The 23646-nt window shown below is 70.9% G+C and carries 23 protein-coding genes and 1 riboswitch; of the genes, 18 read left to right on the top strand and 5 right to left on the bottom strand.

Annotation, left to right across the window (positions count from 1 at the left end; all coding sequences use genetic code 11):
* Positions 1-66 precede the first annotated feature (66 nt).
* Positions 67-276: a cold-shock protein gene (locus D3A59_RS08510; protein ID WP_119154491.1), complete on the top strand. Its 210-nt coding sequence runs from the start codon at positions 67-69 to the stop codon at positions 274-276.
* Positions 277-381: 105 nt separating this feature from the next.
* Here the strand turns inward: D3A59_RS08510 and D3A59_RS08515 are convergent, their stop codons facing one another.
* The 3 genes from D3A59_RS08515 to D3A59_RS08525 form a co-directional block, all read right to left on the bottom strand.
* Positions 382-3528 (bottom strand): CHASE domain-containing protein, encoded by a 3147-nt coding sequence (locus D3A59_RS08515; protein ID WP_170162323.1) that lies wholly within the window; start codon positions 3526-3528, stop codon positions 382-384.
* 143 nt (positions 3529-3671) lie between these two features.
* The gene (locus D3A59_RS08520; RefSeq protein WP_119154493.1) at positions 3672-4133 is read right to left on the bottom strand and encodes a Rossmann-fold NAD(P)-binding domain-containing protein; all 462 of its coding nucleotides are present in this window, start codon (positions 4131-4133) and stop codon (positions 3672-3674) included.
* A 92-nt stretch (positions 4134-4225) separates the two neighbouring features.
* Positions 4226-5086 (bottom strand): D-hexose-6-phosphate mutarotase, encoded by an 861-nt coding sequence (locus D3A59_RS08525; RefSeq protein ID WP_119154494.1) that lies wholly within the window; start codon positions 5084-5086, stop codon positions 4226-4228.
* 142 nt (positions 5087-5228) lie between these two features.
* Between D3A59_RS08525 and D3A59_RS08530 the strand changes: the two genes are divergently transcribed.
* From D3A59_RS08530 to D3A59_RS08545, 4 genes are all read left to right on the top strand, one after another.
* Positions 5229-6041, top strand: coding sequence for an acyl-CoA thioesterase (locus D3A59_RS08530; RefSeq protein WP_119154495.1), 813 nt, complete (start codon positions 5229-5231; stop codon positions 6039-6041).
* An 80-nt stretch (positions 6042-6121) separates the two neighbouring features.
* Positions 6122-7447 (top strand): Hsp70 family protein, encoded by a 1326-nt coding sequence (locus tag D3A59_RS08535; protein WP_119154496.1) that lies wholly within the window; start codon positions 6122-6124, stop codon positions 7445-7447.
* A 127-nt stretch (positions 7448-7574) separates the two neighbouring features.
* On the top strand, positions 7575-7862 hold the full coding sequence (locus D3A59_RS08540) for a GNAT family N-acetyltransferase (RefSeq protein ID WP_119154497.1): 288 nt from the start codon (positions 7575-7577) through the stop codon (positions 7860-7862).
* Positions 7863-7879: 17 nt separating this feature from the next.
* A complete protein-coding gene (locus D3A59_RS08545; protein ID WP_119154607.1) occupies positions 7880-8488 on the top strand; it encodes a DUF924 family protein in 609 nt (202 codons plus the stop codon).
* Here D3A59_RS08545 and D3A59_RS08550 read toward each other — a convergent pair.
* Positions 8485-9429: an ion transporter gene (locus D3A59_RS08550; protein WP_119154498.1), complete on the bottom strand. Its 945-nt coding sequence runs from the start codon at positions 9427-9429 to the stop codon at positions 8485-8487. The two genes, D3A59_RS08545 and D3A59_RS08550, sit on opposite strands and share 4 nt — an antisense overlap.
* 179 nt (positions 9430-9608) lie before the next feature.
* On the opposite strand from D3A59_RS08550, the gene D3A59_RS08555 reads away from it, so the two are divergent.
* Complete coding sequence (locus D3A59_RS08555; protein WP_119154499.1) at positions 9609-10433, top strand: YdcF family protein; 825 nt, start codon at positions 9609-9611, stop codon at positions 10431-10433.
* Between the two features lie 240 nt (positions 10434-10673).
* Here the strand turns inward: D3A59_RS08555 and D3A59_RS08560 are convergent, their stop codons facing one another.
* Complete coding sequence (locus D3A59_RS08560) at positions 10674-12242, bottom strand: UbiD family decarboxylase domain-containing protein (protein ID WP_119154500.1); 1569 nt, start codon at positions 12240-12242, stop codon at positions 10674-10676.
* A gap of 247 nt (positions 12243-12489) precedes the next feature.
* On the opposite strand from D3A59_RS08560, the gene D3A59_RS08565 reads away from it, so the two are divergent.
* The 12 genes from D3A59_RS08565 to ribBA all read left to right on the top strand — a co-directional run bounded on the left by D3A59_RS08565 (position 12490) and on the right by ribBA (position 23627).
* Entirely contained in the window at positions 12490-13380 is an 891-nt protein-coding gene (locus tag D3A59_RS08565) for a lytic transglycosylase domain-containing protein (RefSeq protein WP_205665143.1), read from the top strand.
* A gap of 63 nt (positions 13381-13443) precedes the next feature.
* Positions 13444-13576, top strand: a riboswitch (ZMP/ZTP riboswitch).
* Positions 13577-13642: 66 nt separating this feature from the next.
* Entirely contained in the window at positions 13643-14893 is a 1251-nt protein-coding gene (gene glyA / locus D3A59_RS08570) for a serine hydroxymethyltransferase (RefSeq protein WP_119154501.1), read from the top strand.
* A 48-nt stretch (positions 14894-14941) separates the two neighbouring features.
* Positions 14942-15382, top strand: a complete 441-nt coding sequence (nrdR, locus tag D3A59_RS08575; protein ID WP_119154502.1) for a transcriptional regulator NrdR — start codon at positions 14942-14944, stop codon at positions 15380-15382.
* A 103-nt stretch (positions 15383-15485) separates the two neighbouring features.
* A complete protein-coding gene (locus D3A59_RS08580; RefSeq protein WP_119154608.1) occupies positions 15486-16025 on the top strand; it encodes a GspH/FimT family pseudopilin in 540 nt (179 codons plus the stop codon).
* A gap of 102 nt (positions 16026-16127) precedes the next feature.
* A complete protein-coding gene (locus D3A59_RS08585) occupies positions 16128-16631 on the top strand; it encodes a type IV pilin protein (protein WP_157991456.1) in 504 nt (167 codons plus the stop codon).
* Positions 16631-17086, top strand: a complete 456-nt coding sequence (locus tag D3A59_RS08590; protein ID WP_119154609.1) for a GspH/FimT family pseudopilin — start codon at positions 16631-16633, stop codon at positions 17084-17086. The genes D3A59_RS08585 and D3A59_RS08590 overlap by 1 nt, the downstream gene beginning before the upstream one ends.
* Entirely contained in the window at positions 17080-17832 is a 753-nt protein-coding gene (locus tag D3A59_RS08595) for a PilW family protein (protein ID WP_119154504.1), read from the top strand. The genes D3A59_RS08590 and D3A59_RS08595 overlap by 7 nt, the downstream gene beginning before the upstream one ends.
* Before the next feature lie 54 nt (positions 17833-17886).
* Positions 17887-19098 carry a PilX N-terminal domain-containing pilus assembly protein gene (locus D3A59_RS08600; protein WP_170162325.1) on the top strand — a complete coding sequence of 404 codons (1212 nt, stop codon included), beginning with the start codon at positions 17887-17889 and terminating at the stop codon, positions 19096-19098.
* A gap of 32 nt (positions 19099-19130) precedes the next feature.
* Entirely contained in the window at positions 19131-20513 is a 1383-nt protein-coding gene (locus tag D3A59_RS08605; protein ID WP_119154506.1) for a type IV pilus modification PilV family protein, read from the top strand.
* Positions 20514-20550: 37 nt separating this feature from the next.
* Positions 20551-21660 carry a bifunctional diaminohydroxyphosphoribosylaminopyrimidine deaminase/5-amino-6-(5-phosphoribosylamino)uracil reductase RibD gene (gene ribD / locus D3A59_RS08610; RefSeq protein ID WP_240635996.1) on the top strand — a complete coding sequence of 370 codons (1110 nt, stop codon included), beginning with the start codon at positions 20551-20553 and terminating at the stop codon, positions 21658-21660.
* Between the two features lie 155 nt (positions 21661-21815).
* Positions 21816-22448 (top strand): riboflavin synthase, encoded by a 633-nt coding sequence (locus tag D3A59_RS08615; RefSeq protein WP_119154507.1) that lies wholly within the window; start codon positions 21816-21818, stop codon positions 22446-22448.
* 78 nt (positions 22449-22526) lie between these two features.
* Positions 22527-23627, top strand: coding sequence for a bifunctional 3,4-dihydroxy-2-butanone-4-phosphate synthase/GTP cyclohydrolase II (gene ribBA / locus D3A59_RS08620; RefSeq protein ID WP_119154508.1), 1101 nt, complete (start codon positions 22527-22529; stop codon positions 23625-23627).
* Positions 23628-23646 lie beyond the last annotated feature (19 nt).

Raw genomic sequence — 23646 nt, forward strand, 5'->3', positions numbered from 1 at the left:
GCGTGTTTCTGCGAGCGAGGCAGTGCTTCGCCTTCTCCATCCATTCTTTTTTTGAGGAACGTCTCAATGGCTACCCAAACCGGCACCGTCAAGTGGTTCAACGAAAGCAAGGGCTACGGCTTCATCGCCCAGGACGCGGGCGGCGCCGACCTGTTCGCGCACTTCCGTGACATCCAGGGCAACGGCTTCAAGACGCTGCAGGAAAACCAGCGCGTCGAATTCGAAGTCAAGCAGGGCCAGAAGGGCCTGCAGGCCGCCAACATCCGCCCGCTGTAATCGCAGGGCCGATGCCGCCGGGGCCCGCCCCGGCGCCTGAAAAAGACCGCAGCCTCCCGGCTGCGGTTTTTTTTCGTCCCGGGTGCGGCCGGCCTGCGTCGCCGCTCAGCCCGCGTCCGCGGTGATGCGCGGCTCCAGCAGCGCGCGCAGCACCTCGGTGTCGAGCGGCTTGCCGAGGCAATGCTCGACGCCCGCGGCCAGTGCCTGCGCGATCGCGGCGCCCTGCAGGCCGGACGACAGCGCGAGCACGCGCAGCCCGCCGAGGCGGGGGTCGCGGCGGATCTCGTCCAGCAGTTCGAGCCCCTGCCGCTCCGGCAGGTCGAGATCGAGCAGCAGCACCTCGGGCGGCTCGCGGTGCAGCAGGGCCCGCCCCTCGGCGGCCGAGCACGCGAACACCCCTTCGAAGCCCTGCTGCGCCAGCAGCGCGCGCAGCCTCGGCACCCCGCTCGCGTCGCCATCGACCGCGAGCACCCGCCGCCCGCCGGCGCGGCGCACCGGGGGGGCGGACATGTCGCCCGACGGACTCCTTGCGGCGGCGGTCTCGCCGGGCACCGGCAGCGCCAGCGTGAAGGTCGCGCCCTCGCCCGGCGGGCTGTCGCAGCGCAGCTCGCCGCCCATTGCATGGGCCAGCCGCTGGCTGATCACGAGCCCGATGCCCAGGCCCTCGATCCCCGAATGCTCGCGCCCCAGCCGGTCGAAGGGCTGGAAGAGGCGGGCCTGCTGCTGCGCGCTCAGGCCCGGCCCGGTGTCGCTGACCTGCAGCAGCACTCGCCTGCCGTCCGCCGCGAGCCGGGTCTCGAGCAGCACGCGCCCGCCCGGCCGGTTGTACTTGATCGCGTTGGACAGCAGGTTGGTGGCAACCTGCTTGATGCGGGTGGCGTCGCCGCTGACGGCATGCGCGCCGGCCCCGAAGCGCTGCTCGAGCACGATGCCCCGCTGCCGCGCCTGGCCCGAGACGAGCGCGAGCGTCTCGTCGAGCAGCGGCGCGAGCGCGACCGGGCCGAGGGAGAGCCGCAGGCTGCCGCTCTCGATCCTCGACAGGTCCAGCACCTCGTTGATCAGCTCCAGCAGGTGCCAGCCCGCCTGCTCGATGTGGCGCACGCCCTGGCGCTGCGCGGACGTGAGCGGCTCACTGCCGTCGCTCGCCAGCAGCTGCGCGAAGCCGAGCATCGCGTTGAGCGGCGTGCGCAGCTCGTGGCTCATGCGCGACAGGAACTCGCTCTTGGCGCGATTGGCGGTCTCCGCCACCTCGCGGGCGCGTTCGGCGTCCTCGAGCCGCAGGCGCTCGGTGATGTCCTCGACGATGCCGACGAGGCTCGCGCCGCCGCCGGCCTCGGGCCGGTCCACCTGCGAGCCGGTGAACTGCACCCACAGCTCGCTGCCGTCGGGGCGGCAGCAGCGCATGCGGTGCGGACGCCGGGCACCCTGGCCGCTGCGCAGCTCGGCGAGCAGCGCCTGCAGCGCGAGGCGTTCCCCGGGGGGCAGCAGGTCCGGCAGGCCGAGCGCCTCGAGCTCGGACGCGGGACGGCCGGCGATCTCGCACAGGCGCGGGTTGACGCGGCGCAGGCGCCCGTGCAGGTCGATGTAGGCGATGCCGACCGGCGCGGTGTCGAAGATCTCGCGGAAGCGCCGCTCGCTGTCGGCCAGCGCCTGCTGGGCGTGCTGGCGCCGCCCCATCTCCTCGTTCAGCTCGGCGGTGCGCTGCAGCACCGCCTCCTCGATGCGCCGGGCGCGGCCGCTGAAGAGCAGCAGGAAGGCGCCGAGCAGGCCGGTGGTGAGCAGGCCCAGCGCCGAGAAGGACCACAGCGCCCAGCTCCGCAGACCGGCCACGTAGGCGGGCGAGGCGAGCACCCGCAGCGTCCATTCCCGGCCCGCGAAACGCACGGTCTCCTCGTACAGCCGCGCCGCGACGCCGGCCTGCAGCACGCACTGCGCAGGCCCGGCGAGCAGCCGCGGCGCACCGCCGCCGTCCTCCAGCAGGCAGGCCTGGAACCGGCCGCCGGCGTCGGGAAGCAGCTCGTCGAAGGCCTCGTGCAGGCGCAGCGTGACGAAGACGATGCCGCGCAGCGCCTCGCGACCCTGCGCGTCGGGCGGCGCCATCACGGCGCGGTAGACCACCACGCCGTAGCGCGCCGGCCCGCCCGCGGAGGCGGCCGCCTGCAGGTCCTGGGTCAGCACGAAGCCCTCGGTCGCCGCGGGCCGGCGCTCCCGGACCGCCCGCTCGATTGCCTCCCGTGTCGCGGCCAGCGACAGGGCATTGAGGCCCAGCGCCGCCGCGTTGGAGGCATGCGGCTCGATGTGCGTGATGGCGATCGCGTCGGCGGGCGCCCCCGGCTCGCGGTCGAAGATGCGGTAGCCGGGCAACTGCTGCCTCATGCGGGCCTCGAACTCCTCGCGCCCGGCGGCCGGCACATGTGCCGACCAGCCCATCGCCCGCAGGCTCGGCAGCCCCGCCAGCCACCCCTCGGTGGCGAGCCGGAAGGACTGCGCGGACTCCATGTCGGAGGCGCGCGCGAGGCCGTGCAGCGCCTCCAGCGCGGCGAGATGACGCGTGATGCCGTCGCGGACCTGCTCGTTCAGGCGCTCGGCGTCGCGCTCGAAGGCATGCTCGACGCGGTCGCCCTCCCAGCGCGCGATCAGCGCGATCGCGACGCCGATCACGAGCGTCACGACGCCGAGCGGCAGTGCCACCGTGAGGCGGCGCATGCGCCAGTGCCCACGGGGTTGGCCGAAGAAGGACAGCGCCACCGGCACGCCGATCAGCACGCCAAGCGTGTCGCCGGCCCACCAGGTCCACAGCGTGTTGCCGAGTTGCGCCGGCGCCACCACGCCGCCGAGCCCGAAGGTGGCCGTGGCCCAGCCGGCGCTCACGACGCAGCCGAGCGGCCCGGCGGCGACGAAGAAGCGCAGCACGTCCCTCGGCTCGTCGAGCAGCAGCGGCCCCGGGCAGCAGCGGCGCACCAGCCAGGCCGCGGCCCCCGCCTGCAGTGCCGCGCCGATGCCGAGGCTCGCGCAGACCAGCACCGGCGCGGACGTGAAACCGCTCTCGAGCAGGTGGATCAGCAGGTTGACGCCGGCCGCCCCCAGCGCCACGCCCGGCAGCACGCGCGGGCCCCAGCTCAGCACGGCGGCAAGCGCCAGCCCGGCCGAGGGATAAAGCGGCGAGGCGAAGCTCGGCGGGATGGCGAGCGACAGGGCCAGCCACCCCACCAGCGCGTAGAGCGCGGCGACAAGGGCGTTTTTCTGCAGCACGGAAGGATCCCGGGACGGCGACCGGCCGTGCGCGGTCGGGGAAGCGAGCGGTCCGGCAAGGGGCGCCGGCCCGGTCTGCGAGAACAGCGCAGCAGTGTAGTGGAGCCCCTGCGGCGAGAGCGGCGCGCGGCCGCCCCGAATCCTCAGCGTCTGTGAAGGATGCGTGCCTCGTCGGCGGCCTCGTAGGGCCGGTCGGCGCAGCGCGCGGTCCACGCTGCCTCCTCGGCCTTCACCGCCTCGACATGCGCGTGGAACACCGGCAGCCGGTCCACGTGGGCGAGCACGCGCCGGTCGCGCTGCATCATCTCCTCGTGGAAGGCGGCCACCGCACGCGGGTCCTCGCGATCAAGCGTGCCGAGCCGCTCGTCGAGCGCGGTGCTGAGCTGCTCGATCTCGCTGCGGTCGCGCGCCAGTTCCGCCTGGCGCGCCTCGAGCTCGCCCTCGGCGCGGGCGATGTGCTCGCGCTGCGCCAGGCAGGCCTGCAATTCGCCGGGCCCCAGCGCCGGCACCGGCAGCAGCGGCTCGGAGACGGTCGCGGCGCCGGCCCCCGGCGCGAGGCCGGCGAGCAGCAGCGCCATCAGCGCGGACAGGGTGAATGCAGGCATCGCGACGGCTCCCGGTTGGGTCGGCGCTCGCGGCCCGCCCGGCACCCGGGCGCCGCGCCCCCGCGTCGCGGCGCGCTGCGCCCGGGACGGGATCAGCCCGCCAGCAGCGTCTGGCGGCCCCACCAGGAGCCGCCGGGTTCGAGGGTGACCGGCTCGCCGATCACACCCGCCTCGAGGCAAACGAAGTGCCGGAAGCCGCCCTCGGGCAGGTCGGCGATCGCCGCGGCCTTCTCCGCGCCCGGATTCCAGACCACCGTGTCCGGGAACTGCAGCTGCTCGACGGCGAGCGCCCGCTGCGGCTCGCGCAGCAGCAGCGGCGCATGCGCGCCGAGGTAGATGCGGTCGACCTCGCCGTCGAAGCGCAGTTCCTCGCCGCGCTCGAGCCCTTCGCCGCCGCGCGCGCTGTCGATGTAGCGCAGGCCCTGTAAACCCTGCACGCGCGCGAGCTCCACCTCGTCGAGCGCCAGGTAGGTGTGCAGCGCGGCGGTGAAGCTCCACGGCGCAGAGCCGGCCTCGCCGGTGTGCACCGCCTCCAGCTCCAGGTCGAGCCGCGTGCCGCTGACGTTGACGGTGAGCTCCAGCGCGAAGGGATGCGGCCAGAAGGCTCGCGTCTCGGCATCGTCGGCGAGCCGCAGCACCGCCATCGCATCGGCGGCGCCGACCTCGGCGCGCACCAGCTGCCAGTCGCGCGTGCGGGCGAAGCCGTGGCGCGGCAGCGGCCCGCGCCGCTCGAACTGCGGGAAGACCACCGGCACGCCGCCGCGCACCGCCTGCCCCGGCGCGTGGACCGCCCGCGGCGACAGGTAGAGCCGTTCGTCGCCGCCGGCCGGTCGCCACGACACCACGTGGCCGCCGTGCAGCAGCACGGTGGCCCGCGCGCCGTCGGGCGCCTCGAGCCGCACGGCGGGTCGGCCCTGGAAGTTGATCAGTTCGGGGGTGGCGGGCGTGCTCATGCGTGGCGGGCCGGACAGTGGAAAGGCGCGTAGCTTAAGCCCCCGCCGGCGACCGGCGCGCGCGTCCCGCGCCGGCGTTGCGGGCAAAAAAAGAACGATCGTTCGATAATCACCGCTTCGATCACCCTGACCCGCCCCGACGATGAACCTCACCCGACTGCCCGAACTCCTCGCCCGCCGCGAGCGCGATGCCGACACGGTGCGCTTTCGCACCACCGACGACTGGCTGCAGGGCCGCACCACCTTCGGCGGGCTGCTGACGGTGCTGGGGGTGCAGGCGATGCGTGACGTCAGCGGCCACGGCGCGCCACAGGGCTGGCCGCTGCGCGCGCTGCAGGTCAACTTCATCGCCCCGGTGAGCACGGGTGAGGTGGAGGTCGCGGGGCGGGTGCTGCGCCAAGGGCGCAACGTCTGCCAGGTGCAGGCGAGCCTGATGCAGGACGGCGAGACGCGGATGCTGCTGGTCGGCGTGTTCGGCGCGGCACGCGAGAGCTCGATTCCCCTGCGGCAGGCAGAGCCGCCCGCGGCGCCCGCCCCGCAGGAGTCGAGCCCGGTGCCCTTCGTGCCGGAGCTCGCGCCGCGCTTCTTCGCGCATTTCGCGCTGCGCTGGGCCGAGGGCCCGCTGCCCTACAGCGGCGGCGAGGGCTGGCAGGCGCGCGCGCACCTGCGGCTGCAGGGCGAGCCGGTCGATGCCGAGCTGATGACGGTGATGATGGCCGACGCGGCGCCCTCGCCGGCGGCGGCGCGGCTGCGCGGCCCGGTGCCGGTGAGCTCGGTGTCGTGGGCGCTGGAGCTGGCGCCGCCCGACGCGCTCGCCTACCCCGGCGACTGGTGGCGCATCGACAAGGACGTGCGCGCCGCGGCGCAGGGCTACGTCAACGAGAGCACCACGGTGTGGACGCCCGACGGGCGGGCGGCCGCCTGGGGGCATCAGGTGATGGCCTTCTACGGCTGAGGCCGCGGCGGGAGGCCTACAATCCGCGCCCTTTTTTCCTCTTCCTGCGGCGCCGCGCGACGGGCGGGCCGCCCTCCCCCATGAGCTATTGCGCGATCGACTTCGGCACCTCCAACTCCGCGCTCGCGATCCCCGACGCGGCGGCCGGCGCCCCCGGCATGGCGCTGGTGCCGCTCGAAGGCGAGCACCGCACGATGCCGACCGCGGTGTTCTACTTCGCCGACCCGGAGACGCCGGTGCCGGCCGGCGCCGAGCCGCCGCGCGCCTTCGGCCGCGCCGCGATCCGCGCCTACGTCGAGGGCCACGAGGGCCGGCTGATGCGCTCGATGAAGAGCCTGCTCGGCTCCTCGCTGATCGAGCAGGTCACCGACGTCGGCGGCGGCCGCGCGGTGAAGTACCTCGACGTCATCACCGGCTACCTGCGCCACCTGAAGGCCTGCGGCGAGGCCGCGGGCGGCCGGGCGCTGACGCAGGTGGTGCTCGGCCGCCCGGTGTTCTTCGTCGACGAGGACGCGCAGCGCGACCGCGCCGCGCAGGACGCGCTCGAGGCGGCGGCGCGCGCGGTCGGCTTCGAGCAGGTCGCGTTCCAGTACGAGCCGATCGCCGCGGCGCTGGACTACGAGCGGCTGGCGGCGGCCGAGGGCATCGCCGAGCAGCGCGTGCTGGTGGCCGACATCGGCGGCGGCACCTCGGACTTCTCGGTCGTGCGGGTGGGCGCGGCGCGCGCCGCGCGCGTCGAGCGCCGCGAGGACATCCTCGCGAGCCACGGCGTGCACGTCGCGGGCACCGACTTCGACCGCCGCGTCGCGCTCGCGCGGCTGATGCCGCCGCTCGGCTACCGCTCGCTCGGGCCGGTGCGCAGCGGCCAGTCGCCGCGCGAGGTGCCGAGCGCGGTGTACTTCGACCTCGCGACCTGGCACCTGATCAACACCGTCTACCCGCCGCAGCGCATCGCGGAGCTGAAGTCGATGGCGTCCTTCTACGCCGACGCCGCGCTGCACGGCCGGCTGATGCGCGTCGTCACCGAGCGGCTCGGCCACGAGCTGCTCGGGCGCGCCGAGGAGGCGAAGATCGCGGTCGCCGCCGGCGGCTGCCACGAGGCCCCGCTGTCCTTCGTCGAGCGCGGGCTGCAGGTCGAGGTGAGCGAGGCGCAGGCGCTGGAGGCGATCGAGGCCGACCTCGGCCGCATCGTCGACGCCGCGCTGGAGACGGTGCGCCTCGCCGGCCTCGCGCCGCAGCAGGTCGATGCGCTCTACTTCACCGGCGGCTCGACCGGCCTGCGCCTGCTCACCGAGCGGCTCGCCGGGGCCTTGCCGGAAGCCCGGCCGGTGCGCGGCGACCGCCTGGCGAGCGTCGCGACCGGCCTCGGCCTGCATGCGGCGCGGCACTTCGGCGAGCCGCGCTGAAGGGCGCGGGCGGCGGCCCCTCCCGGCGGGGCAGCGCCCTTCCGGCAGCCGCTCCCAAGCCGCGGTCGCGACAGGGCCATGCGGGCGGCCGACCTCGTCCGGCCGCGCCCGACGCAGAATGGCCCGCATGGACAACACCTCCCCCCTCCAGGTCGAGCACGATGCCGCGGGGCGGCGCTTCCACGCCAGCGTGGACGGGCTGTCGTGCGTCGCGGCCTACGAACTCGGCGACGGCGTGATGCAGATGACGCACACCGTCGTCCCGCCGGAACTCCAGGGTCGCGGCATCGCGGCCCGGCTCGTCGAAACCGCGTTCGCACACGCCCGGCGCGAAGGCCTGAAGGTGCAGCCGGTCTGCGCCTACGTGCAGGCCTACATGCGCCGCCACCCGGAAACCGACGCGCTGCGCGCGTGAGCGGCGGGCGCTCGACGATGTGTCCGGGGGAAGCGCCGCCGCCGGCCGACGCGCAGGCCGTGCTGGACTTCTGGTTCGGCGCGCCGCAGGACGCCCTCTTCGGCCAGCCGCGCCGAGAGTGGTTCCTCAAGGACCCGGCCTTCGACGCGCGGGTGCGCGAGCGCTTCGGCCCGCTGATCGACGCGGCGATCGCCGGGGAGCTGCGGCCGTGGGCGGCCACGCCGCAAGGGGCGCTGGCGCTGCTGCTGCTGCTCGACCAGTTCACGCGCAACGTGCATCGCGGCACGCCGCGCGCCTTCGCCGGCGACGCGCAGGCACTGGAGGTCGCGCGCGCGGTGGTCGAGCGCGGCTGGGACCGGCAGCTGCGGCCGGTGCAGCGCTGGTTCGTCTACCTGCCCTTCGAGCATGCCGAGGATCCCGAGGCGCAGCGCAGCGCTGTCGCGCTCTTCGAGGCGCTGGCGCGCGAGGCGCCGGGCGACGGCGTCGAGGAGGCACTCGACTACGCGCGGCGACACCTGGCGGTGATCGAGCGCTTCGGCCGCTTCCCGCACCGCAACGAGATCCTGGGACGCGCCACCACCGCCGAGGAGGCCCGCTTCCTGGAGCAGCCCGGCTCGAGCTTCTAGCCGCCGGGCCGCCCCTGGGCGGCCGCTTCGCCCGCCCGCTCCGCGCGGGGCGTGTCGCGCTGGTAGGTCGGCAGCGGCGCTCCGCACTGCCGGCAGTAGTTCGCCTCCGGCGCATGGCCCTCGGTCAGGCACTCGTGGCAGGTGCGTGTCGTCACCGTCGGGGCGAGCCCCCGGTGCTGCAGCGTCATCTCGGCGGTCACGATGCCGGTCGGCACCGCGAGGATGCCCCAGCCGAGCAGCATCATCATCGAGGAGATCGCGCGGCCGAGATCGGTCTTCGGCGTGATGTCGCCGAAGCCCACCGTGGTCATCGTCGTGATCGCCCAGTACATCGAGGTCGGGATGCTGGTGAAGCCGTGAGCCGGCCCCTCGATCACGTACATCAGCGTGCCCATCACTAGCACCACCATCACGACGAAGGACAGGAACACCGCGATCTTGCGGCGGCTCGCCGCCAGCGCGCGGCCGAGCGCCTGGTACTCGCTGACGTATTGCGCGAGGCGCAGGATGCGGAAGACACGCAGCAGCCGCAGGATGCGCACGTCGATCAGCGCGTGCGCCTCCGGCACCAGCACGGCCAGGTAGGTCGGCAGCAGCGCGAGCAGGTCGATCACGCCGAAGAAGCTGCACGCGTAGCGCAGCGGGCGGCGCACGCACAGCAGCCGCGCGACGTACTCGAGCGTGAACAGGATCGTGAAGGCCCATTCGGCCCTCTTCAGCAGGGCCCCGTGGCGGTCCGCGATGTCCTGCACGCTGTCGGCGATCACCACCCCCACGCTCAGCAGGATCGCAGCGATCACGGCGAGGTCGAACAGGCGGCCGGCGCGCGTGTCGGCCTCGAAGATGATCGTGTAGAGCCGCAGGCGCCAGCCGGCCAGCGGTCGGCCGAGGTCCCGGCTTCCGCGGGAAGCGGGGCTCGACGGGAAGAAAGGGGTGTTCATGGCGCGGATTCTCGCCGGGCCTTCTCTCGCCCTTTTCCTTGCCGCATCCGAAATATTTGGTTACTAGCAACAGTCGAAGGGTATTTCTGCGGACCGCTTGACGAAATCTCGTCTTTCTGGAGTGACGGTGCGGCAGAATCGGACGGCGGTATTTTCCGTGTCTTCCCGCCTCTCCGCCCATGGATTCGCTCGCATCGCTCAAGCCGGTGATCGCCGCCCTGCTGTTGCCGCCCGTGCCTCTGATCCTGCTGATGCTCGCGGGCACGCGACTGGTCTCGATCGGTGCCGGCAAGGGCGGCATGGTGTCGCACAAGCAGGCCGGGTACGCGCTCGCGCTGCTCGCCTGCCTCGCGCTGTGGCTGCTCTCCACGCAGGGCTTCTCGCGCACGCTGATGGTCCACATGCTCAAGCCGCCGATGCCGATGAACCAGGCGGACTTCCAGCGGCTGGAGGCCGAGGCGCGGCGCCAGCCCAAGTCGGTGGCCATCCTGGTGCTCGGCGGCGGGCGCGACCCGCTGGCGCCGGAGTACGGCACCGCCGACCTGCAGGCGACCTCGCTGGAGCGCCTGCGTTACGGCGCCTGGCTCGCACGCCGCACCGGCGCCTCGCTCGCCTTCAGCGGCGGGGTGGGCTGGGGCCAGCGCGACGAGGGGCTGAGCGAGGCACGCATCGCCGAGCGCGTCGCACAGCAGGACTTCGGGCGCCCGCTGCGCTGGGTGGAGGGAAATTCGCGCGACACGCAGGAGAACGCCACGAACAGCGTGCGCATGCTGCGCGAGGCCGGGGTGAGGCACATCGTGCTCGTCACGCATGCCTGGCACATGCCGCATGCGCTGCGCGCCTTCCGCGATGCGGCCGGCGGAGCGCTCCTTGTCGAGCCGGCGGCGATGGGCTACTTCGTGATGCGGGACAACTGGCTGCTCGACTGGCTGCCGAGCACCGAGGGGCTGCAGCAGAACCGCTGGGCGCTGCGCGAACTGCTGGCCCTGCTGGTGCAGCGCTGAAAAAACGCGAACCCCCCGCCCTTGCAGCCGGGGGGTGGGTGGCTGACGCCACCGATGGAGCGGGGGAGAGTCTCGTCCGCCGCCCCTCGCGCAGAGACTGCGCCTTGGAGAAACCTGCAGAGTGCAGGTGACTCAAAGATAGGCGCTCGCAGGAGCCCTGGCAACGCCCATTTCTCTATGGGTGAAAAGGCCTCAATTGCTGGCGCCGATGCCGCGGCGGCGCCAGCACGGCCCGCCGTCTCAGGACTGCCCCATCACGTCCCGGAACAGCGCCTCGACGCGCTGCTCCACCGCAGCATCCATCCTGATGACGCGGCCCCACTCGCGGTCGGTCTCGCCCGGCCACTTGTTGGTCGCGTCCAGCCCCATCTTGCCGCCAAGGCCCGACACCGGCGACGCGAAGTCCAGGTAGTCGATCGGCGTGTTCTCGACGAGCGTCGTGTCGCGCCCCGGGTCCACGCGCGTCGTGATGGCCCAGATCACGTCCTGCCAGTCCCGGATGTTCACGTCGTCGTCGGTGACGACGATGAACTTCGTGTACATGAACTGGCGCAGGAAGCTCCACAGGCCGAACATTAGCCGCTTCGCGTGGCCCGGATAGCTCTTCTTCATGCTGATGATCGCCATCCGGTAGCTGCAGCCCTCCGGCGGCAGATAGAAGTCGACGATCTCGGGAAACTGCTTCTGCAGGATCGGCACGAACACCTCGTTGAGCGCGACGCCGAGCACCGCCGGCTCGTCGGGCGGCTTGCCGGTGTAGGTGGAGTGGTAGATCGCGTCGCGCCGCATCGTGATGCGCCGCACCTCGAACACCGGGAACCAGTCCTGCTCGTTGTAGTAGCCGGTGTGGTCGCCGAAGGGCCCCTCGAGCGCATGCAGGTAGCCGCCGCGCTCCTTCAGCGGCACGCCGTGCTCGGACACGCCCTCGAAGCCCGCCGGCGCGACCGGGATGTGGCCCTCGAGCACGAACTCGGCGCTCGCCGGCACCTGCAGCATCTGGCCGGCCTCGCCGACGCCGCTGTTGACCACCTGCGTGCGGCTGCCGCGCAGCAGCCCGGCAAACTGGTACTCGCTCAGGCTGTCGGGCACCGGCGTCACCGCGCCGAGGATCGTGGCCGGGTCGGCGCCGAGCGCCACCGCGATCGGGAAGGGCTCGCCGGGATTGGCGAGCGCGAACTCGCGGAAGTCGAGCGCGCCGCCACGGTGCGCCAGCCAGCGCATGATCAGCTGGCGCGGTCCGATCAGCTGCTGCCGGTAGATGCCGAGGTTCTGGCGCCGGCGCGGGTTGGGTACCCGCTGCGGGCCGCGCGTGACCACCAGCCCCCAGGTCAGCAGCGGCGCGACGTCGCCGGGCCAGCAGTGCTGGATCGGCAGCCGCGTCAGGTCCACCTCGCTGCCCTCCCAGACCTCCTGCTGGCAGGGCGCCGAGCGCGTCTCGGCCGGCTTCATGTCCCACAGCGCCCGGGCCATCTGCAGCAGCCGGCCCGCGTCCTTGAGCCCGCGCGGCGGCTCCGGCTCCTTCAGGCTCGCGAGCACCCGGCCGATGTCGCGCAACTCGCCGACATCCGCCGCGCCCATGCCCAGGGCCACCCTTCGCGGGGTGCCGAACAGGTTGGCCAGCACGGGAAAGTCGTAAGTCTTGTGACCGTTCGTCGGCCGCTCGAAGCGCAGCGCGGGTCCGCCGCTGCGCAGCACGCGGTCCGCGAGCGCAGTCATCTCCAGGTGCGTGGAGACTGGTGCCGTCACGGAATGCAGCTCGCCCAGACGCGAGAGACCGTGCATGAAGTCACGCAAATCACTGTACTTCATAACTTTTAATAATTGAACACGAAATCTATCAGCTTGACCAGTTATTTGACAGCTGCCTAGAATCCGCTCGTCCCTTGTTACAAGGGATGGCGCACCGCAGCTGCCGGTGCGACGCTGCCGATGCAAATCGCCGTTCCCGACCCCTGCGATCACGCGGGCCGGTCCGGGTCCCGGCAAATTATCGCCTTCGGGTCCGCCGCCGCCTTTGCGCGCGCCGGCCGACGCTCGAGGGAGGGAAAGGAGTGACATGACAGCGTTCCGAAGTCTCGTACGCGGAGCCCATGAAGCCCGCGTCTCGGCCCAGTCTGCCATCGAGGTGTTCGTCACCGACGTCGTCCAGGGCCTCGTGGAGATCAGCCACAACACGCTCGCGCTGCTCGGCCTCGCGGTGGTCGCCGTGACGCTGTTCGCGGCCGGTCGCCCGGACCTGCGCGAGAGCTTCGAGGCGAAGGCGCTCGGCTGGCTGCAGGCGCGTCAGGAAGCGCGCGCGGAAGGCACCGATGCGGCGCTGGTGACCCCGGTGCTTGCCGAGCCGGACGCGATCGCGCGCGCCACGGCCGCCGACCCGCGTGAACTGTCCAAGCAGCAGTCCGCCGTCGCGCTGTGGCTGTCGCGCCGCTACCGCGTCGCGCCGGAGCCGCTCGCCCGCCTCGTCAAGGAGGCCTGGGAGGTCGGCAGCCGCACGCAACTCGACCCGACGCTGATCCTCGCCATCATGGCGGTGGAATCGAGCTTCAACCCCTTCGCGCAGAGCTCGGTCGGCGCGCAGGGCCTGATGCAGGTGATGACGCGCGTGCACGACGACAAGTACGAGGCCTTCGGCGGCACGCATGCCGCCTTCGACCCGGTGACCAACCTGCGCGTCGGCGTGCAGGTGCTGCGCGAGTGCATCAAGCGCGCCGGCAGCATCGAGGGCGGGCTGCGCTACTACGTCGGCGCGGCCAACCTCGAGCAGGACGGCGGCTACACGAGCAAGGTGCTGGCCGAGCAGGGGCACCTCCAGCGTGTCGCCCAGGGCCGCAGCGTGCCCGTGACCGCGCCGCTGCCGCGCTTCGTCGCGCCGCAGCGCAGCGTGCCGGCGAACGAGGAAACCGTGGCCGCCGTCGACCCCGCGGTCGAGCCCACCGTCGTGCGCTGAGGGCCGGTGCCGGCGCCTCGCCGGGGCCCTCGGCCGGGCCGGCCACCGGCGTCCATTACACTCCTGCCGCGGCACAACTGGCGATAGGGCCCCTGCCTTGAGCAGGCGCGCCCGAGGTGGTGAACCACCGGGAAGTGCCGCCGGCCCCCTTCTGTCGTTCCGGGGCGCCGTTCCGCCGTTCGCCTGGGCAGCCCCTGCATCGGAGCGCGACCGCTGGCTTCGCCGTGCGCCGGGGACTTCCAACCGAACGAAGAGGACTGCCATGTTCGACCGCAACGAATCCACCCTTGCCAACGTAGACCCCGAGCTGTGGGCCGTCATCCAGAAGGAGAACCGGCGCCAGGAGGAGCACATCGAGCTGATCGCCTCGGAGAACTACGCGTCGCCGGCCGTGATGGCCGCCCAGGGCTCGCAGCTCACCAACAAGTACGCCGAGGGCTATCCCGGCAAGCGCTACTACGGCGGCTGCGAGTACGTCGACGTCGCCGAGCAGCTCGCGATCGACCGCCTCAAGGCGCTGTTCGGCGCCGAGTTCGCCAACGTGCAGCCCAACTCCGGCTCGCAGGCCAACCAGGGCGTGTTCTTCGCGCTGCTGCAGCCCGGCGACACGATCATGGGCATGAGCCTCGCCGAGGGCGGCCACCTCACGCACGGCATGCCGCTGAACATGAGCGGCAAGTGGTTCAAGGTGGTCAGCTACGGCCTGAACGCCCAGGAAGAGATCGACTACGAGCAGATGGAGCGGCTCGCGCACGAGCACAAGCCCAAGCTGATCATCGCCGGCGCCTCGGCCTACAGCCTGCGCATCGACTTCGAGCGCTTCGCGAAGGTCGCGAAGGACATCGGCGCCTACTTCATGGTCGACATGGCGCACTACGCCGGCCTGATCGCCGGCGGCGTCTACCCGAACCCGGTCCCGTTCGCCGACGTGGTGACCTCCACGACGCACAAGAGCCTGCGCGGCCCGCGCGGCGGCATCATCCTGATGAAGGACGAGGCCATCGCCAAGAAGATCAACAGCTCGATCTTCCCCGGCATCCAGGGCGGCCCGCTGATGCACGTCATCGCCGCGAAGGCAGTGGCCTTCAAGGAGGCGCTGTCCCCCGAGTTCAAGGCCTACCAGCAGCAGGTGGTGAAGAACGCCGCAGTACTGGCCGACACGCTGGTCCAGCGCGGCCTGCGCATCGTCAGCGGCCGCACCGAGAGCCACGTGATGCTCGTCGACCTGCGCCCGAAGGGCCTGACCGGCAAGGAGGCCGAGGCCATCCTCGGGCAGGCGCACATCACCTGCAACAAGAACGGCATCCCGAACGACCCGGAGAAGCCCTTCGTGACGAGCGGCATCCGCCTCGGCTCGCCGGCGATGACGACGCGCGGCTTCAAGGAGGCGGAAGCGGCGCTGACCGCCAACCTGATCGCCGACGTGCTCGACAATCCGCGCGACGAAGCCACCATCGCTGCCGTGCGCGCCAAGGTCAACGAGCTGACCGCGCGCTTCCCGGTCTACCGCTGACCCTGCGGGCCCGGCGCTTGCCGGGCCTTCCTTGCCTCGAGAACGCCGATGCGCTGCCCCTTCTGCGCCCACCACGACACCCAGGTCACCGAGACGCGCGGCTCGGACGAGGGGGTGGTGCGCCGGCGGCGGCGCTGCACCGCCTGCGACAAGCGCTTCACCACCTACGAGCGCGCCGAGATCGCGATGCCGACGGTGGTCAAGAAGGACGGCAGCCGCGCCGAGTTCGACCGCGCCAAGTTGCGTGCGTCGATGGCGCTGGCGCTGCGCAAGCGGCCGGTGGCGACCGACCGGGTCGAGGCGGCGCTCGGCCGCATCGAGGAGAAGCTGCTCGCGCTCGGCAGCAACGAGGTCACGACCGCGCAGCTCGGCGAGCTCGTGATGCACGAGCTGCAGGCCCTCGACAAGGTCGCCTACGTGCGCTTCGCATCCGTCTACCGCAGCTTCGAGGACGTCGAGGAATTCAGCCGGCTGATCAAGGAGATCTGAGGCCGGCCTCCCCTGCCGCCTTCCGTGCCGCGGCCCCTTCTCATCTATTGTTTCTTTTTGTTCCGCCAGTCCTATAGTCCCCGGCAGACTCGGGGAGAGGGACATGGTGAGCAACAGCCTTCATCAAGGCCTCAGCCTGATCGAGGCCCTGATCACGATCGCGATTCTCGCAGTGCTGAGCCTCGGCGCCGCCTTGGCCTGGGGTGACTGGATCCAGCGCCACCGGCTCGCCGGCGTCTCGGCGGAGTTGCTGGCCGACTTGCAGTACGTGCGCAGCGAGGCCGTGAGCCGCAACACGAACCTGCGGCTCACGTTCCTTCCGACCCCGGGCGGCAGCTGCTATTTGATTCACAGCGGCGTCGCCAGCGACTGCAGCTGCAATGGAGATGGCGCTATCAGCTGCACCGCCCCGGCCGCGGTCATCAAGGGCGTGTTCCGGCCCGTTGGAAGCGGCGTGAGCGTGGAGTCCAGCAGCAACTCGATGCTCTACAGCGCCCGGCTCGGCACGGTCACCCCCGCCAGCACGATCCGCGTCAGCAATTCCAGCGGCCTCACGGTGCGCCATGTCGTCAACATCATGGGACGCGTACGTACCTGTGCAGAGAACACGAGCGTGCTCGGCCATCCGGTCTGCAGCTCCTGACCTCCCCCGTTGCGCCCCCCGACCGATCAGCGGTCGCAAGGGCTGGACGACCGGCCAGCTTCGATGCCCGAAAAGGATCCGCACAGACACACAATTGGCCACATGTTGATTCCTTCTGTTACATATCCTTCGTGTGTTGACTGCTTCATCTCCTTGCGCAGCAAGAGAGGATTCACGCTGATCGAGCTGATGGTGGTGGTCGCGATCGCCGGGATCCTGGCCGCCGTGGCCTATCCATCGTTCATGTCGCAAGTACGCAGCTCACGGCGCGCCGACGCGGTGGCCGCCATCACGGCCGTACAGCAAGCTCAGGAGCGGTGGCGCGCCAACAATGCGACCTACACCGACAGTCTCGCCTCGCTCAACGCGCAGGGCCTGCAGACGACGACAAGCGGCACCACGACCACCTATTTCAGTCCGAACCGGCTCTACACGATCACCGTCACGACCAGCACCACGGGCAACGCCAACCGCACTGGCTACACGGTGACCGCGACGGCCGCATCCGGCACATCTCAAGCGGCCGACAGCGGCTGCACCGTCATGGCCGTGGTGGTGAACAACGGCACCCCGACGCCCTCGCAACCGAACTGCTGGAGACAGTGATGCGAAGGCCGGTGAGATCCCCACGGGGATTGACCCTGATCGAGTCGATGGTGGTCTTGGCGGTGATGGCCATTCTCGCCACCCAGGCGGCCCCCGCGTTCAACAGCTTCCTTGCCGCCAGCCGGCTCAGGGGTGCCGCCTCACAGCTGACGACAGACTTGCGGAATGCTCGCAGCGAAGCAGTGACCCGCAACACCGAAGTAACAGTGACTTTCTCCGCCACGGGTTACAGCCTCGATTCGGGCGGCACGACCCTGCGATCGGTCGTCCTCGCTGGCGGCACCACGATCAGCAGCGGCAACGGCACCACGGTCACTTTCACGCGCCGCGGCATCCTCGATCCAGTGTCCTCCGCAGCCGTGACTCTCGCGAACTCGTCGCACTCCCTGCAAGTCACCCTTCATCCCCTGGGGCGGGTGCAGTGCGAGGTCCTGTCCGGAAACGCGTCATGCTGAACAGTGTCTCCCCTGCTCGTGCCGCCCCGCCTTCTTCCCGACGGAGCCGTCAACACGGCCTCTCCCTGGTGGAACTGCTGGTAGGCGCCACCATCGGCCTCTTCGTCATGGGAGCCGCCGTCCTCGGCATCACGACCTCGCTGCGTGAGAACCGGCTGCTGCTGCTCGAAGCCCGCCTGCAGCAGGACCTGCGGGCGGCAATGGACCTGATCACCCGCGACACACGGCACGCGGGCTACTGGGGCTCGGCGGTCCGGGGCGTCCCCACTGCCACCTCCTCGGCCACCGCCAACCCTCACATCGCGATCGATCTTTCCACGATGCCGGACCGTCCGAACCGCGTAGACAGCACGACGCCGGTCTCCGCCACGGGCAACGCCGCTTCCTTGATCACCTACCGGTGGGACAGAAACGCCAACGGCGATCTTGATGCCAACGAGGCTTACCAGTTCCGGCTCGACAGCAACAAGATCCAGATGCAGATCGGCAGCGGCGGCTGGCAGGACGTGACCGATCCCGGCTCCATGGTCGTGACCTCCTTCAGCATCACGCCACGCGTCACCTGGCTGCCGCTCTACGACAAGTGCACCACGACCTGCAATCCCGTCTCGCAAAACTGTCCGGAGCTCGCGATCCGCACCCTCACCTTCCAGCTCTCCGCCCGCAGCCTCGACAGCTCGGTGCAGCGTACCCTGCGCAGCGACGTGCGCGTGCGCAATGACGCGCTCCAGGGCTCCTGCTCCTAAGGATCCGCCGTCATGCTCACACCGCCCTTGTCCCGGCCCGCGCGTCAACGCGGTATGGCTGCGCTGATCACGGTGATGGTGCTGGTGCTCGTGATGTCCATCACGTTCGCCTTCGCCAACCGCAGCTTGATCTTCGAGCAGCGCACCGGTGCCAACCAGATGCGCTCGACCCAGGCCCTGGCGGTCGCTGAAGCCGGGATCGACTGGGCCGTGGCGCTGCTCAACAATTCCCCGGCCCTCACTGCCACCTGCACGAGCGGCACCGGGGCGACCAACAAGTTCGCCGAACGCTACCTGAACATTGATTCGACGACGCGCGAGATCACGCCGCGGGATGCCCAACCGGGTTGCGTGATCAACGCCAACGGCGACCTCGCCTGCTCCTGCCCGACCAGCGGCGCTCCGACGTTGAGCGGGGCCGGCGGCCGCTTCACGGTCACCTTCTCGGCCGCAAACCCGGCGCGGCCCCGCATGGTCCGGATCACCTCGGCCGCGCACAGCAACGAGTCGCTGGACGGCGCGGCCAGCGTCTCGATCGTGCTGGCGGAGGTGCGTACCGCCAACCCCACCCCGAAGGCGGCGCTCACCGCACGCGGCAACGTCAGCTGGCAGGGGGCCGTCTCCTCGCTCTACGTGGCCAACAGCGATCCCAACACGAACGGCATCTCCATCAATGCCGGCGGCAACGTGGACTTGAACTCGCGCGTCAACCTGATGAGCGTGCCGGGCACGCCGCAGGGCAACGACACCGCCTTGTCGGTGGTCTCCGACGACCCCTCGATTCGCTCGATGACGACGGCCGACCAGTACTTCACCAGCATGATGGGCGCCTCGAAGGCCGACTACTACAGCGGAGCCGTGCAGCGCGCCGACGCGAGCGGGCTGGAGACCGCCGTCAACGCCACCGCGGGCACCGACAAGCGCGCGTTCTGGATCGGCCCTGCCCCCGGGGCAGCAGCCAGTTCCTACTCGATCACCGGCGGCACCTTCGGTTCGGCGACCGACCCGGTCATTCTCGTCTTCAACGGCGACGTCGAGATCCGCGGAGCCACCACCATCTATGGAGTGCTCTACGTCGCTGGCGGCACGATGACCAACCGCGGCGGCGGCAACAGCCTGATCCAGGGAGCGGTCATTTCCGAAGGCGACTACGCCGATGGCAACGGCTCCCGCGAGGTCATCTTCGACCCAAACATCCTTGCAGCCCTCACCGGCGGCACCAAGTTCAGCAAGTTCAGGAAGCTGCCCGGAAGCTGGCTCGACTGATGCCGCCACGCCTTTTCCACCGGAGACCTCTCATGCAACGTCGTCGGCCTGGCTTCCAGCGCGGCGTCTCGATCATCGAGGCGCTGGCGGCCTTCCTGATCCTCTCGATGGGACTGCTCGCATTCGCCCGCGTGCAGAGCGAGTTGCGCTTCGCCGCCGACCTGTCTCGCCAGCGCGCCGAGGCCGTGCAGCTCGCGCAGGAGAACATGGAGCAGCTGCGCGCCTACTCCGTGCTGCCCGTCACCGCCGGCCTCAGAAGCTTCGGCGACATCACCGCCATCTCCAGCGCCTCCCCCCAGTCGCTCATCCTCGACAACGTCAACACCACCTTCCAGCTCAACCGCACCGTCACCGACGCGGTCGACGCGTCGGGAGCCACGAGCTACAGACAACTGGCCCTGCGGGTGACCTGGACGGACCGCCGCGGCAATCCGCAGGAGGTCGCGCTCAACTCCATCATCGCGCGCGAGGATCCGCGCGACAGCGGCAACCTGTCCGTCACCGTGCCGGCTGCCACCGCGAGAAGCCCTCTGAACCGGGATGTGCGCATTCCCATGGACGCGGTGAACCTGGGAGGCGGCAAGTCCGGCTATGCTCCTCCCGGCCAGAGCTTCTTCTGGGTGTTCGATTCGAACTCGGCTGCCATCGTCAAAAAGTGCACCTCCGCCAACGGCCAGGCACTGATGGACAACAACGCCAACAATGCCTACGTCGACAACACCACCTACTGCACCAGCAGGAGCGGCTATCTGCTCAAGGGTTTCATCCGGTTTGATACTCGCCTTACCGGCGGCAGCCCTTCGTCCGTGAACCCGGGGCGCACCGCCTGCGACTTCTACGACAGGGTCTACCCTGACAGCTCGCTTCGGGACAGCGCAAACAACCGAACCTGTGCGCACATCACGACCCCGATCGATGCATTGGACGTGACCATGTCGAATGACACGGGCTACAGCCCTGACAACGTTCTGCCAAAATTCGAGTGCTACGACGATTTCAGCGCTGCAGTAAAAGCGAACAGGAGCTACGTGAGCTATTACTGCGCCATCTATGTCCCGCCCAGAAACACCGACAACCCGAACCCGTCCTGGTCCGGACGGGCGCTTCTGGCTCTCCCGAATTCCAGCAGATCATTCGGTTCGACCAGCGACACCTTCCGCAATTGCCGCTACACAGCGGACTACGACAGCAATGGCCGTATTGACCAGTGGGAACATCCTTACAGTTATACCGATGTCTCGTACAGCATGACGGGACAGAACTTTCTTGTCGTCATGGGCAACCAAGCCTGTCCAACCGGCACCGACACCATCGGCAACAGCCGTCTTTCCGTGGACTACCGGACCTGCTCCCAACAGCCTGCCCCGACCAACACCAACCTGACCCCCGCCCAGGCGGTCACCTCGTGCGGATGAGAAGAAGGCTCCAGTCGAGCGACCATCGAGGACCGCCGTGCTAGACCCCATTCGCCTGGCCCTGGCCCAGGCCCGCCTCGCCACCGGCCTCACCGACCCCAACCCCCGCGTCGGCTGCGTCCTCACGACGCCCGACGGCCGCCTGCTCGCGCAGGGCCACACGCAGCAGGCGGGCGGGCCGCATGCCGAGGTCGTCGCGCTGCGCGCCGCGCGCGACGCGGGCCTGGACGTACGCGGCGCCACCGCCTGGGTCACGCTCGAGCCCTGCGCGCACCACGGCCGCACGCCGCCTTGCTGCGATGCGCTCGTCCACGCCGGCGTCAGCCGGGTCGTCGTCGCGCTGCGGGACCCGAACCCGCTCGTGGGCGGCCAGGGGATCGAGCGGCTGCGCGCGGCCGGCATCGAGGTCGAAGTGCTGCCGAGCGACCATCCCGCCGCCGTCGAGGCGCGCGAGCTCAACATCGGCTTCCTGTCGCGCATGGTGCGCGGCCTCCCCTGGGTGCGGATGAAGATCGCCGCCTCGCTCGACGGCCGCACCGCGCTCGACAGCGGCGAGAGCCAGTGGATCACCGGGCCCGGGGCGCGCGCCGACGGCCACGCCTGGCGCCGCCGTGCGTCGGCGGTGCTCACCGGCATCGGCACCGTGCTGGAGGACGACCCGCGCCTGGACGTGCGGCTCGTCGACACGCCGCGCCAGCCGCTGCGCGTGATCGTCGACTCGCAGCTGCAGACGCCGCCGCAGGCACGCATCCTCCCCGGCCCCGGCGCGGTGCTGATCTATGCGGCGCAGGACGACGCGGCGCGGCGCGCGGCGCTCGAGGCCGCCGGCGCCGAGGTCGCGCTGCTGCCGGGCCCCGGGGGCAAGGTCGACCTCGCGGCGATGCTGCGCGATCTGGGACGGCGCGGCGTCAACGAGTTGCACGTGGAGGCCGGCCACAAGCTCAACGGCTCCTTCGTGCGCGAGGGGCTGGTGGACGAGTTCCTCGTCTACCTCGCGCCGAAGCTCGTCGGCCAGGGGCGCGAGATGATGCGCTTCGGGCCGCTCGGCTCGCTCGCCGACGCGGTCGAACTCGAGTTCACCGGCATCGACAGGGTCGGCCCCGACCTGCGCGTGCTCGCGCGCGTGGCGGGGCGCGCTCGCTTCTGAGCCGGCAGACCGGGGAAGACGCCGGGAGAGGCCTGCATTTCCCGGCGGGCGAGCTGGTCGCGGCAGCCCCGGCGGGCAGGGATCGGGCGGGCAAACTGCGCGCTGCCGCATCCCCTGCCGCCGACAGCGGGCCCGCAGCCTGCGACAATGGCGGGATGTTTACCGGCATCATCACCGGCGTCGGCGCGATCGTCGATGCCCTCCCCCTCGGCGGCACCGCGACGCACGGCAAGCGGCTGACGGTCTCGGCCCCCGCGGGCTTCCTCGACGACGTGCAGCTCGGCGACAGCATTGCGCTCAACGGCGCGTGCATGACCGTCACGAGCTTCGACGCCGCCGCGTCGCGCTTCACGATCGACATCTCGGCCGAGAGCCTCGACAAGACCGCCGGCCTCGGCGCGCCGGGCCCGGTGAACCTGGAGAAGGCGCTGCGCTCGCACGACCGGCTCGGCGGTCACCTCGTCACGGGCCATGTTGACGGGCTCGGCGTCGTGACGCATTTCGCGCCGAGCGGCGAGTCGTGGGAGCTGCGCATCCTCGCGCCGCGCTCGCTCGCGAAGTACCTCGCTTACAAGGGCTCGGTCACGGTCAACGGCGTGAGCCTGACCGTCAACCGCGTCGAGGACCGTGCCGACGGCGCCGAGTTCAGCATCAACCTGATCCCGCACACGCTCGAGCACACGACGCTCGGCACGCTGGCGGCCGGCGCGCGCGTGAACCTCGAGATCGACCTGATCGCGCGCTACGTCGAGCGCATGCTGACGGCCGGCGTCGCGCCCGCCGCCTGAGAAACAGAAGAACGCCGCAAGAAGTCCCGGCCCGACCCGCGCGTCGGGCCTTCGTCCGCCTCCTACAATCCGCGCCCCATGCCGATTTCCCCCGTCCCCGAGATCATTGCCGAACTGGCCGCCGGCCGCATGGTGGTGCTGGTCGATGAAGAAGACCGCGAGAACGAGGGCGACCTCGTGCTCGCCGCCGACCATGTCACGCCCGAGGCGATCAACTTCATGGCCAAGTTCGGCCGCGGCCTGATCTGCCTCACGCTCACGCGCGAGCGCTGCGAGCGCCTGCGCCTGCCGCCGATGGCGGCGCGCAACGGCACGCAGTACTCGACCGCCTTCACCGTCTCGATCGAGGCCGCCGAGGGCGTCACCACCGGCATCTCCGCCGCCGACCGCGCCCGCACCGTGCAGGCGGCGGTCGCCCGCGACGCCAAGGCCTCCGACCTGGTGCAGCCGGGCCACATCTTCCCGCTGCAGGCGCAGGACGGCGGCGTGCTGATGCGCGCCGGCCACACCGAGGCCGGCTGCGACCTCGCGCGCATGGCGGGGCTCACGCCCGCGTCGGTGATCTGCGAGATCATGAACGACGACGGCACGATGGCCCGGCTGCCGGACCTGGAGGTGTTCGCGCGCGAGCACGGCCTGAAAATCGGCACCATCGCCGACCTGATCGAGTACCGCAGCCGCAACGAGACGCTGATCGAGCGCGTCGGCGAGCGCCGCCTTCGCACCGCGCAGGGCGAGTTCCGCTCCATCGCCTTCCGCGACCGCATGGGCGGCACGCACCTCGCGCTGGTCAAGGGCGAGTGGCGGCCGAGCGACGAGGTGCTGGTGCGCGTGCACGAGCCGCTGTCGGTGCTGGACCTGCTCGATGCCGACGCGCGCGGCCACTCCTGGCCGCTGCCGGCGGCGCTGGCGCGGCTGCAGGCCGCGCCGCACGGCGTCGCGGTGCTGCTGAACTGCGGCGACCGGCCCGAACAGCTGCTGGCGCATTTCCAGGGCGACGGCGCACCCGCCGCAGCGGCGGCGCGCAGCCCGATTGATCTGCGCACCTACGGCATCGGCGCGCAGATCCTGCGCGAGCTGGGCGTCGCGCAGATGCGGCTGCTCGGCAGCCCGCGCCGCATGCCGAGCATGGCGGGCTACGGGCTGGAAGTCACCGGCTTCTGCATGCCCGAACTCTGAACCGAACGAAGAACACCGA

Origin of the sequence: Caldimonas tepidiphila, assembly GCF_003569765.1 — a bacterium.
Lineage (GTDB): Bacteria > Pseudomonadota > Gammaproteobacteria > Burkholderiales > Burkholderiaceae_C > Caldimonas > Caldimonas tepidiphila.